At 53.7% G+C, this 11,618-nt stretch carries 12 protein-coding genes and 2 pseudogenes; 13 read left to right on the top strand and 1 reads right to left on the bottom strand.

Annotation, left to right across the window (positions count from 1 at the left end):
• Positions 1 to 4 precede the first annotated feature (4 nt).
• The 13 genes and pseudogenes from J1781_RS13830 to J1781_RS13775 all read left to right on the top strand — a co-directional run bounded on the left by J1781_RS13830 (position 5) and on the right by J1781_RS13775 (position 10,774).
• The gene (locus J1781_RS13830) at positions 5 to 751 is read left to right on the top strand and encodes a T6SS immunity protein Tli3 family protein (RefSeq protein WP_217233767.1); all 747 of its coding nucleotides are present in this window, start codon (positions 5 to 7) and stop codon (positions 749 to 751) included.
• 149 nt (positions 752 to 900) lie between these two features.
• Positions 901 to 1,389, top strand: a complete 489-nt coding sequence (locus J1781_RS13825; RefSeq protein WP_217233766.1) for a hypothetical protein — start codon at positions 901 to 903, stop codon at positions 1,387 to 1,389.
• A complete protein-coding gene (locus J1781_RS13820; RefSeq protein ID WP_217233765.1) occupies positions 1,389 to 2,366 on the top strand; it encodes a YceK/YidQ family lipoprotein in 978 nt (325 codons plus the stop codon). The genes J1781_RS13825 and J1781_RS13820 overlap by 1 nt, the downstream gene beginning before the upstream one ends.
• Positions 2,367 to 2,383: 17 nt before the next feature.
• On the top strand, positions 2,384 to 2,638 hold the full coding sequence (locus J1781_RS13815) for a PAAR domain-containing protein (protein ID WP_217233764.1): 255 nt from the start codon (positions 2,384 to 2,386) through the stop codon (positions 2,636 to 2,638).
• Complete coding sequence (locus J1781_RS13810; protein ID WP_238483543.1) at positions 2,635 to 4,050, top strand: KPHS_23130 family T6SS system protein; 1,416 nt, start codon at positions 2,635 to 2,637, stop codon at positions 4,048 to 4,050. The genes J1781_RS13815 and J1781_RS13810 overlap by 4 nt, the downstream gene beginning before the upstream one ends.
• Positions 4,010 to 6,928: pseudogene (locus tag J1781_RS13805) on the top strand (ImcF-related family protein); the annotation flags it as partial. The gene J1781_RS13810 and the pseudogene J1781_RS13805, both read left to right, overlap by 41 nt.
• A gap of 18 nt (positions 6,929 to 6,946) precedes the next feature.
• Positions 6,947 to 7,411, top strand: coding sequence for a type VI secretion IcmF C-terminal domain-containing protein (locus J1781_RS26195; protein ID WP_331252981.1), 465 nt, complete (start codon positions 6,947 to 6,949; stop codon positions 7,409 to 7,411).
• The gene (tssJ, locus tag J1781_RS13800; protein WP_217233763.1) at positions 7,398 to 7,931 is read left to right on the top strand and encodes a type VI secretion system lipoprotein TssJ; all 534 of its coding nucleotides are present in this window, start codon (positions 7,398 to 7,400) and stop codon (positions 7,929 to 7,931) included. The genes J1781_RS26195 and tssJ overlap by 14 nt, the downstream gene beginning before the upstream one ends.
• Complete coding sequence (locus tag J1781_RS13795; protein WP_238483541.1) at positions 7,931 to 8,191, top strand: type VI secretion system baseplate subunit TssF; 261 nt, start codon at positions 7,931 to 7,933, stop codon at positions 8,189 to 8,191. The genes tssJ and J1781_RS13795 overlap by 1 nt, the downstream gene beginning before the upstream one ends.
• A 68-nt stretch (positions 8,192 to 8,259) precedes the next feature.
• Positions 8,260 to 8,419, top strand: a pseudogene (locus tag J1781_RS13790) (type VI secretion system baseplate subunit TssG); the annotation flags it as partial.
• 14 nt (positions 8,420 to 8,433) lie between these two features.
• Positions 8,434 to 9,156, top strand: a complete 723-nt coding sequence (locus J1781_RS13785) for a hypothetical protein (RefSeq protein WP_217233762.1) — start codon at positions 8,434 to 8,436, stop codon at positions 9,154 to 9,156.
• Positions 9,157 to 9,158: 2 nt separating this feature from the next.
• Positions 9,159 to 9,785 carry a PM0109 family protein gene (locus J1781_RS13780; RefSeq protein WP_217233761.1) on the top strand — a complete coding sequence of 209 codons (627 nt, stop codon included), beginning with the start codon at positions 9,159 to 9,161 and terminating at the stop codon, positions 9,783 to 9,785.
• A gap of 146 nt (positions 9,786 to 9,931) precedes the next feature.
• The gene (locus tag J1781_RS13775) at positions 9,932 to 10,774 is read left to right on the top strand and encodes a phosphorothioated DNA-binding restriction endonuclease (protein ID WP_217233760.1); all 843 of its coding nucleotides are present in this window, start codon (positions 9,932 to 9,934) and stop codon (positions 10,772 to 10,774) included.
• A 351-nt stretch (positions 10,775 to 11,125) separates the two neighbouring features.
• Here the strand turns inward: J1781_RS13775 and J1781_RS13770 are convergent.
• Positions 11,126 to 11,618, bottom strand: a 493-nt coding sequence (locus J1781_RS13770) for a DUF4942 domain-containing protein (protein ID WP_217233759.1), incomplete at its 5' end; no start/stop codon positions are given.

Below are 11,618 nucleotides of genomic sequence, written 5' to 3'. Positions count from 1 at the left end.
ATATATGCAAACGTTTAAAATGGCGGGAATGCTTATTCTGGTAATTAACATCGGAGCATGCCGGGCAGCGCCTCAGTCCCCTCCAACGCAAGTTGTCTATCGATTTGATGATCATCGTTATCTGGAACTGACAGGATTCAACTGTCAGGGGGGATTACGGTATATCGATACTCAACGAGGTATCCAACATCAGATTTATGATGTTTCAGATGGGTACCGGATTTTCACCAAGAAATTTGTTCATCCTTCTGAACGCTATATTGCAATTACCTCATATGAAGGAGGCGGGTTTGCCATTTCAAAAGACTATGGACGTACGTGGGATGGTGCAAGTTTTTCACCTGGAGGGGGGGCTGTAAGATACAAAGACGACCATCCGCAACGTGAGGAAATTGAATCGTTCACAGTAGTCCACGATCAGGGATTTATGCTGACAAAAGCTGGTGATATTTACATGAGTTCCAAACCCTTTGATGACCCACGTCTTGAGCCTGGAGGAAGTGGGATTGACTATTCCTTCACGACAAGACGCGGAGTGTTGCAAACCAACCATATGCGTCCAGGTTATGGTGGAGGTAAATGGGGAACAGAGTATTCGTCATGGAACTCTTTTGCTGGCCCTAATCATTGGACTACAGACACCTATAGAAGAAATTTTCAGGGTATCCCCAATAAAGTGCCCGAAGTCAAAAATTATACCGGCTGGGATCATATGCAATGTAATCCGAATTTAGGAATTACAACGGAATGAAAGCTGTAAATGAAATCAAGATTCGCCTGATGGCGTGATGGCGTGATGGCGTGATGGGTGTGAGTAAAACAGGAAGCTCGCTTCCCGCTAAAGGCATCGATGCATTAGGTAAAAAATAACATTTTTAGAGTCGTATAAGAGGGAACTAAATGAATTTCGAAAAATGGAAGCGTGCGCTGCCCTTGATAGGATTACTTTTGGCGGGTTGTAATGCCTCGTCCTTGCAATCTGTGCAAGCCTGTCCAGATATTCAGGGGAGTTATAAGTTTGAAAATGTGGCAGATTTCTACATTCAGAAACAGACCAGTGGCGAGTATCTGGCGTTAATGATGTCAGAACAGCAGTCCCCCGAGTTTTTGCCAGTGGTAATCCCGTCCAAGCAAGCGCTTAAAGATGAGAATTATTCTGAGTGTACAGTCATGATAAAAGGCCTCGGACTTCTTATGCCTTCAGACAAAAATGCTAAGTACAGTGTCAGTGCTGGCACACAGAATTATATGACAGAACAAAAAATTGATACCCCATTGGTCATTCTATACATGGCAGGATTCCAGTCAGCTGTTTTTGGTGTAGAGAAAATATCCAATAACCTCCCGCAGACGGTAACTACCACGTACGCTAACCGGGATAAAGATTAATGAATCGTTCGAAGTTGGCATTACTATTTTTTGTGATGATAAATTCACTGCTAATAAACGGTTGTGCATCTGTTATCGCACGCAATACTAACCTTGGAGCAACGCCGCCTGCAGTCTATCCTGGAGCTGCTTACGACATTGCTGTCATACCTTCCCCTCTTTTTCCTTTAGCGCTGATTGATCTGCCTCTTTCTTTTGTCGCTGATACTTTTATGCTTCCAGTTGATATTTACCATTCAGCTAAACGCAGTTCAAATGCGCCTCAGGAAAGTGTATTAAAAGAAAAACAATCAAAAACAGGCGACATGTACTTAACAAATATGGAGAGCCAAAATTTTAAATCGGATGGTGCATCCCTTGTAAAACAAGGTAATGATTTTTACACCAGCACTTATCCCAATTACGCAAAGGCATTCGAACTTTACGAGCAGGCGGCCAAGTTTAACGACGCAGCTGCGCAATTTAATCTCGGGAATGCTAATTATCTTGGCCGTGGCACACCAATCAATTATGAGGCTGCCTATAACTGGTATCTGAAATCAGCAAACTCCATTGACAACGATGACCCGTCCCCCTCGAATCTTAATCTCGGAAATATGTATTACAACGGTTTGTATGTGAAGAAAGATGACCTGAAGGCCATAGATTGGTATCTGAAAGCCTCAAAGTGTCGTCATCATGATGGCCATAGTGTTACCTACTGTGATAGCGCATTGCAGGCCAGAATGTCCTTAGGTGACATTTATTATAATGGTACCGGAGTGGCAAAGGACAGTAAAACTGCTTATGCCTGGTATTCGTTGGCGAATTACTTGAATGAACAAAGAGTTCCTCAGAAAGAGAAAGTCAGAAAAGAGCTTTCACATGACGATCTCATAGAAGCAAAACTTACGGCTAATAAATTAGCAGCTAAATATGGACTGGCTTACTTAGGTTCCATATTTACTGATTCCCAGATTGAATCTGATCTTTATTAAAGATAAAGGACTGTCTTATGAAAGGTGTCATTCGCTTAGGCGATCCCCATACGCACGGTGGCAACGTCAGCTCAGCGTCAGGTGCCATCTTTGAGGGGAAACCGGTGATGTTAGCCGGTGATACCGTCAGCTGTTCTCAACATGGCACCGTGCCGGTGAATCAGGGGCATCCGACCTGGAAAATGAACGGCAAAGCTGTGATTGTTGACGGTTGTGTTGCGCAGTGTGGTTGCACTCTCAAAACAACCCTGCCGAACGCCGGAGCACAATGATGAACTGGCATCTTCCGCAGATGGCCCGCCACGCCTTACCCAAATTTCCTGGCTGGTGGTGGTGGTTAGCGGTACCGGCAGCCAGTATTGCACTGGCAGCCATCGCACTGTTTTTCACCTGGCCGGTTCAGCGGGGGTTTACCAACCTGCGGTTCTGGTTCTGGCTGTTACTGTTGCCGGTGTTGGTTTCCAGCGCAGTGATGGCCTTTGTGCTCAGTGCGGCATTGCAGGCACGTCGTCAGACTGACTGGCGGCATCTGTTTATTGACCGTAAGTATGCCCACTGGCAGCACTGGGGACGCAGGTCTCTGCGGCTGGTGGCATTCCACTGTCTGACGCCGGAACCGGATATCGCCAGCCGTACGCTGGGTTTGGATGGACTGCATCCGCAGGCTCCTGCGAAACCGGGAGAGATCGTCCCCGTTCAACCCTTGCAGTTGGGCGAATCTCCATTGAAAGATATTCTCTCCCAGACGCTCGAACCACTGTCAGAGACGTTGCGCGCGCAGTCCTCTATCGAAATATGGTTGTATGCAAATACGCCGAAAGAACAAGCCACAAACGCGGTCGAACAGTACTGGTCTGCCAAATTAAAAAAACGCCTGCCCACGGAGAACATCCACTGGCAGAAAGATGCACCGGACGCGGCCTTGCTGGACAGTTGGTGTGATGAAGACATTTCCGCTCCGCGTCTGGTGATTGCCCTGCATTTGCTTGACGGTAAAAGCCAGGCCAGTGCCAGCAGCTCTGCCCTGCTCTTCCTGAGGTCTTCCGGGCCGGTGATAAAAGCCCCGCCTTTCCGACCGGTATACCTGTTCCGCCCGCTGGTGACACAGTCGCACGACCTCGATGCGGACTTCCCGCGATTTCTGACCGCCGGCCAAACCGAGGCCAAACGTCTGAGCCATCTGTGGGATGCCGGGCTGCACAGCCGCGAGCGCGGCGCCCTGCTGGCTCTGCTGGATGAACACAACGTGATGCTGCCGGCACAGGGGCGTCACGATCTGTGCCTGTTGTTAGGCCCTGCGAGTCCGGCCTCCTTCTGGCTTGCCCTGTGCCTCGCGGCGCAGGGATGCGATTTAGGCCAGCGCGGCCAACTGGTCGCCGCACAGTCTGAGGAGTCCATCAGCCTGGTTCAGCTCAGCACCCAGCCTGCTGCGCCCGTGAACATGCCTGTCGATACGATTTCACGCTATCCGCTGGCCTATCTGGCGGGGATCGTGGCCGTGATGCTGGCCCTGATATTACTCCCCGCCGATCGTGATACGCAGGTGGGCATGCTGCCCTGGCTGGGCGGCGGACTGGTGGTGGTCGCCGCCTTACTGAGTTTCTCTGTCCCTCTGGCACTGCGTTTATGGCGTAAGCGGCTCGATGTGGAATGGCACCTGCTGGAACAACAACGTCATGACTAAAAGCCTTCACCTGATGCTGGTGGTGATGCTCGCCCTGGCCCTGAGCCTTCTGTGGCTGAACGCCGACGGAGAAACCCTCACCCACGGCGTGGCCTGGTGGGCAACCGGCGTTATCCTGCTGAGCTATCTTCTGCTGACCCGCTACGCTTTTGCCCTGGAACTGCTCGATTTTAACCGCCCGCCCGAGGCACAGGACGACGCGCGCATCACGGCGTTTGATACCCTGCGTTTCACCCTGCGTCACCGCGATGGCTGGCACTGGAAGCACAAGCAGCCGTGGCTTTTGGTCACCGGTGAGGCGGATGTGGTGGAAAAAGTCGCCCCCGGCCTGACGCAGGCGCGCTGGCTGGAAAGCCAGAACGCCGTCCTTATCTGGTGTGGCGAGGCTGACGCGCTGGATGTAGCCGCCGTCACGCAGCTGCGCGACATGCGCGGGCGCCGCGCCTTTAACGCCGTGCTGTGGGTCACCGATGTGACGGCTGAACCACAATACCTGTGGACCCCGCAGCCGGTGCCTAATCAGACGCTGCCAACGGGCAACAGCGACGCCGTCTATCGTCAGTTTATCGCGCTCGGGCGCACCCTCAGCTGGCGTCCGCCGGTGTTTGGCGTGTGTCTGAGTGAGCCGCAGTGGGAACAGGACGACCGTCCGGTGCAGAGTATCGGCTGTCACTGGCCGGCGGGCACGCCGGTCTCACTTGATGACCAGCTCAGTCAGCTTGCCGCCACGCTCATCCCGCAGGGCATTGCGCAGCTGAACGAGAACAAACGCTGGGCCTGGCTGCTGCAGCTGTCAGGGGATCTGAAACACCACACCGGCGCGTTGCTCAGGCAGCGTTTTCAGCCGTGGCCCGGTGAGCATCAGCGCGTGCTGGCCAGCGGCATCTTCTTTATGCCTGCTGCCCCTGAACCGGCTTCTGTCCAGCAACGCTCCCACGCCTGCTATTTGTCCCCCGCCTGGAACGGCGTTATCGCGCAAAGCCGGATACAGCAGGGTCGCCGCGACCACCTGTCCACCGGTGACAAACTGGCCATCGGCACGCTGACGCTGGCGGGACTGTGGGTACTCGGCATGGGAATATCTGCCTGTACCAACCGCACGCTTATCGCCGACAGCCAGGCGCTGTTGCAGGCGGCCCGCACGCCGGCCCCGATGTCCGACACGCTGACCCGCAGCGTGGCCCTGCAGGACCACATTGACCGCCTGCTGTGGTGGCAGCAAAACGGCTCGCCGTGGCTGCACCGCTTCGGCCTCGATCAGCGTGATGCGGTGATCAACGCACTGTGGCCCGCCTATACCCGGCAAAGTCAGGCTTTGCTGATAACGCCGGTGGTAAACGCGCTAAAAGACCGGCTGCAGGCGTTTGTGTCCCTGCCGCCGGGCTCTGCCGAACGACGTCTGGCCGGAAAAATGGCCTATCAGCAACTGAAAGCCTACCTGATGCTGCTGTATCCTGAACACGCCGATCCGGCCTTTATGCAGCCGGTGCTGTCTCCTCTGTGGACGTCGCCGGGCGGCGTGGCGCCGGGAGAATGGCTGGCCCGTTCGGACAAACTGCTCGGCTTTTACCTGCAGCAGCTGCCGCGCCATCCGCAGTGGAAGCTGCCTGCCGATGATCTGCTGGTGGCCAACGTGCGCACCATCCTGCGCAGCCAGAAAGGCATCAGCAACAGCGAAAACGCGCTGTATCAGCAGGTGTTGCTGAGCGTGTCGCCGCACTATGCCGACGTCACGCTCGACAGCCTGCTTGGGGAGTCCGCCGGCGGTCAGCTGTTCTCCACCGATGACACCCTGCCCGGCATGTTCACCCGTGAAGCCTGGGAGGGAGAGGTCAGCGACGCGATTGATAAAGCGGCTGCGGCACGCCACGTCACCACCGACCGGGTGCTGGATGATAAAGGTGAGCAACAGCTGCTGACCAAAGACCAGCTGCAGTACCGCCTGACCGAGCGCTACTTTGCCGATTACACCAGCGCCTGGCTCAATTTCCTCAACAGCATCCGCTGGAACACCAGCGACTCGCTGAGCACCTCCCTCGATCAGCTGACCCAGCTGGCCGATGCCCGCCAGTCGCCGCTGCTGGCCCTGAGCCGCACCCTGCGTTATCAGGGCGCGGCCGGTCAGCACCGCGAAGCGATGGGGGACTCCCTGCTGAAATCGGCGCAAAAACTGGTGTCGAAAACTACGCCGGACGCCGGTTTCGCCGGCGGCCACAATGACCCGACCCGCGTGCTGGGCGAGACCTTCGCCCCGCTGCTGGCCGTGTTACCGCCGGAGAGCCCGGCGGCAGGTGAAACGCAGGCCGCACAAAACACCTCCGGCGTTACCGTCAGCAACTATTTGCTGCAGGTGTCACAAACGCGACTGCAGCTGCTGCAGGTGGCCAATGCCTCGGACCCGCAGGCGATGGCACAAAGCCTGGTCAGATCCGCCTTCAGCAACGGTGACACCACGCTGTCGCAGGGCCGTCGCTACGCGCAGCTTCTGGCAGCCAGCCTGGGTGGCGAATGGAGCAGCTTTGCCGACGCCGCGTTTGTCCAGCCGCTGGAACAGGCGTGGAACGGCGTGATGACTCCGGCACAGCAGGGGATCAACAGCGCCTGGCAGGTTCAGGTGCAGAACCCGTGGCAGGCGGAATTTACCGGACGCTACCCGTTCGATAACACCAAAAATGACGCAGATTTCACCCAGCTGGCTCACTATCTGACGCCGGATACCGGCCTGATTGACCAGTTTATTACCCGGTAACTGGCCGGCGTGCTGGAAAAACAGGGTGACAGCTGGGTGCCTGACCCGCTCAACACTCAGGGAATGCACATCAATCCGGACTTCCTCAGCGCGGTTAACCCGCTGAGCCAGCTTGGCCGCCGCGTCTTCCCGCAGGGTAAACCCGGCGTGACCTTTGAGCTGCAGATCCGCCCGACCCGCAACGTGGTCGAAACCGACCTGCAGATTGATGACGCTGTCCTGAAGTACTTTAACCAACTGCCGGGCTGGCAGACGTTCCGCTGGCCAGACGCCGCCAGCGATCACCCGCAGGTGTCCCTGACGTACTCACCGGTCGCGGCATCGGGGAAAAGCGCCGACGCCTTCCAGAACTATTTTCAGGCGGACGGCGGCTGGGCCTGGCTGCGTTTACTCGATAAGGCGCAGGTTGAACAGCTCGACAGCAGCCGCTATCGCCTGAGCTGGCAAACCGCCACCAAAGAGACGCTGAACGTGGTCTTACGTACCCAAAGCGGCGGCGGCCCGCTGGAGCTGCTTACCCTGCGACGCTTTAAGCTGCCGGCCCAAATATTTACCTCTCCGGGCCTGGCCACGGACAATGCGGAGGACACAACACGCCATGACGCCCAATAATTTCCAGCGACTAAGACGCGGCACCGCGCTGTTATTACTGCCCTTGCTGATAAACAGCTGCGGCCTGACGCAGCGCGTGGGCAACGGCGCCTCTGCGGTCGCAGATGCCGTAATCTACCGTAAAATAGACACTTTGCACCTGACGCTGACCTCCCGCGCCGCGCTCAACAACAACGAAGGCGGCGAGGCGCTGCCGACGGTGGTGCGCGTTTATCAGCTCAAAGACCGTAAAACTTTTGATACCGCCAGCTACGCTTCCCTGCTCAGGCAGGACAACACCGTGCTGGCCGCTGACCTGCTCGACCGGCAGATTGTCCAGGTAATGCCGGACGCAGAGGCGACGGTGGCCGTGCCGCTGCATGCCGACGCACAGTTTGTCGCCGTGGTTGCCCTCTTTATGGCACCGGATGTCACAAACAACACCTGGCGGCTGGTTCTGGAAAGCAGCGACCTCGATGACAGCAAGGACCGGATTGTTGAGCTCAATGACAACCGGCTCCAGCTTGGGAAAACGCAGTAATGGAAGACGATTTCTTAAAATATTTTGACGGCGAAATGCGCTACCTGAAGGAAGCCGGGCTGGAGTTTGCGAAAGAATTCCCGGAACTGGGGCGCGCCCTGGGGTTAGACGGCAGTCCGGTTCCGCGCGATGACTCCGTCGAACGGTTGTTTCAAGGCTTTTCGCTGATGATGGCCAAACTGCGGCAGAAGATTGATGATGATATTCCCGAACTGACCGAACCGCTGACGCTCAGTCAGTCCGGGACACAATGGGTATAGCCGGAACGACGCTTAACACGGATTTTATTCTGAAGAATACGGAAGAACCCATCGGCAGCACCTTCTCGCCGACAAAGCTCGCACCGCTGCCACGCCTGATAACCGTTCGCGCTGGCAGGCTACAACGTGGTGCCGGGACTACGGGAGGATAATCTGGATGTAATGTCAAAAACGGTGACGATGAAACTGGGCAGGATCCGGGATAAGAAAAATAACAAATTTAATTAACAAAGGAGTGCCAAATGCTAAATGCCATTCTGGAAGGAAAAGCGGGCAGGATAATGCTCAATGGCAGTGAACCACAAAGCTGGCGAACCGTTTTTCAGTCTTATGAAGATTTACTCACAGCAGCAATCTGGAGCCGCGTTAGCTATTTATCCCCGGCAGCAATGGATCAGTTTTTTTCAGCGATGCTGGGAATTAACCGGGACAGTTGGGGAAAATTTGAATCCATCACCTTCTGGCCCAAATATGTTTTCCCTGATCCGGCTGATGAGAAGATGCAACCCTTTCTTTCAGGAGACGAACGATTTGCCGAACCCGATCTCGTGATCACTTTTGAGCATACGGCGCTGATCATTGAAGTCAAACCACCGGCTGGCGGCAGGCAATATCTACAGCAATGGCGGAAAGAGCTCTACACCTATCTGGCAGATGACAACGCCAAAGAAAGCGTTCATTTTCTGGCGCTGGGTAATTTGCCTGCCACTACAGAGAACTGGTTTCAGGAATTAAAAACACAGTTCCCGCAGGTCGAGTTTCATGGCATGGAATGGCGCAGGGTCCGGGAGGTTTTCCAGTACGCAGAGTGGGAAGCGCCACAGGATAAACGCATCGTCGCTGATTGCCTGAAGGCACTTGCGCTCTATGGCATCCGGGAACCTTTGCTCCCCTGGCAGCAATTTCATCAATTTCTGGCAGCTACGCCACTCTCCACTGATTTCTCATTTTTGAAGGAACAATAATCATGCACGATCCCTTTGCTCAGGTCCGACAAGCCCACCGCATCTGCGGGGCGTATTACCAGCATATACTCCCGATGATCAACGAAGTCGCGCAGAAAATGGAGGCATCATTTCTGCTGTGGGACACCTGGAGTTTCAACAAGCCGCCGCGCCGCGGGGCAAATCCGCTGGAAAACTGGAAATGGGACTTCCTGCCGATGATGGACGTTTCATTTGTGTTCAGTAAGCAGCAACAACCCAATACGCCGATGGCAGCGACCGATTATGTGCTGGACTTTAAACTGGTGACAGACAGCGAACTGGAATGTGACCAGCGCGTGTTGCAATACGGTGAAGATGACGAACCGCCAGCCACAGGATTGAAAACCCCGGTGGAAGAAGCTAAAAGCTATCTGACTGTGTATCTCTTTTCTGCGGTAAACAATGACGCTACTTACACGTCAGCCGAAGACCTGTGGTGGAACTATGACGGATATCCTGAGACTGATTCAAAGATCCAGTTATCGGATGATAAGAGCATCAAAGGCATCGGGTTTTCTGTACCGCTGGCGGAGATTGCTGATGATGGTGGGGTGAATTGGCTGGTGGATAGAATTTCAGAGCACAGGGAATGCCTTATGGGATGCTGAGATTCAGTGACAACCCGCGCGCGATCCCGTTGATCCGGGGTCGCGATATTTTCGTGACACCTCAGATTATTTTTACCTGACTTTCATTGAATTACCTATTCTTTGCGAGCATGATCGCAAGAACTTCAATCTGTTAACCTTCGGCTATGACCCCATGTAAAGCACTGCAAACAGCAATTTCCAATGTGGCAGTCTGGCGCAACGGCGACCAGTGTGCGCCGCATAAACCTCTGCTGCTGCTCTATGTTCTGTCGCAATATCTGAACGGTCATTCCCGACTCTTCGACTACGGGGAAGAGATCCACGAGCCGTTGACAAAATTGCTGGCGGACTTCGGCCCTAAACGGCGCGACTACTATCCGAATATGCCTTTCTGGCGGTTGAGGACTGACGGGTTCTGGACGCTGGAAAATACTGAGGATTGTAAGCCACGCAAGGGCAATATCCAGCCGACAAAACGTGAGCTGATTGAGAATCATGTTTCGGGGGGGGTTGACGAAAGCAGCTACCAGATCCTTCGTGAAGCGCCGGAAATGATTAACAAGCTGGCGCAACAGATCATGACAGAGCGTTTCCCGGAAAGCCTCCAGATACTTCTCGCAGACCGTCTGGGGTTTGATTTTACGTCACTGATGAAAGCGCGTGATCCCCGTTTCAGGGAGATTGTTCTTCGGGCTTATCACTCACGCTGTGCTATCTGTGGCTACGATTTGCGGCTGGATGGCGCACTCGTAGGACTGGAGGCGGCGCATATCCGCTGGAAGCAATATGGCGGGCCGTGCGAAGTGAATAACGGACTGGCCCTTTGTTCCCTTCATCATTCTGCCTTTGATATGGGAGCGATAGGAATAGATGAGCATATGACTATCCGTATTTCCGGTGGCGTAAACCGCAGCCCGGTTGTGGATCACCTTTTCTGGCAGCGTGACGGAAAACAACTTTATTTACCGCAGGATAAAGTTTACTGGCCAGCGGATCGGTTTATTTAATGGCATCAGAGTCAGGTGTTTAAGAGTTGAGTTGTGGTCTGTTGAGAATTATAGAAAGCATCAATGATGATGTTTATTACTTATTGATATTTAGATAAATAGAATATTTCGCTCATAAAAAAACCATATGCAAGGTGACTGAATTTTCATAGAGATGGTACGAAGGCCGGACTCGCCAATTACAACTAACAACCTGATATAAATGTAATTTATTTTAGGCACAAGATACTTATACCCACACTTGTACCCACAAACACCATTCCGTACGAAAATCGAGCTATTTCAACCCATTTTTGATAAGAGCCCAAGGGTCGGGATTATACTATTTTTACAGACTAGTCGTCTGCCGGATTAATTTCTTCCGGCCAACATTCCGGGATAATGCTTTGCGATGATGTCATTCATCTTGTCGATTAGCTCTGGGTGCTTAAACGTTAAGTGCCCGGTACCCTTCTTGAAATATCGAATACTGAAGTAACCATCTTCATACGACTGCTGGCTCGGGTTATCACGCACATGTTCCATGAGTCTGGTGGTTATGTCACCCCGGTTATCGGGGATCGGTTTTCCGTCCAGCAGAAATAGCATCCTTTCCAAATCAGCTAACTGATCTCGACGCCAGCCCCAGTTCAGGCTGTAACCCCAGCGATTATGAGTTACCAAATTATTGATGATGATCTTCTTTCCAAAACTGCACGGACTATTAGTTTTGTAATCCTGACCTGCTCCCCGTTGATTAATACACCACGATGTTAGTAATGTCTTCATAAGCCACATGAGGACATCCCCATGAAGAAGCGTTTTTCCGACGAACAGATCATCAGTATCCTCCGCGAGGCTGAAG

The sequence above is a fragment of the Rahnella perminowiae genome (genome assembly GCF_019049695.1).
Lineage (GTDB): Bacteria > Pseudomonadota > Gammaproteobacteria > Enterobacterales > Enterobacteriaceae > Rahnella > Rahnella perminowiae.
This window is presented reverse-complemented; position numbering and strand designations above follow the sequence as displayed.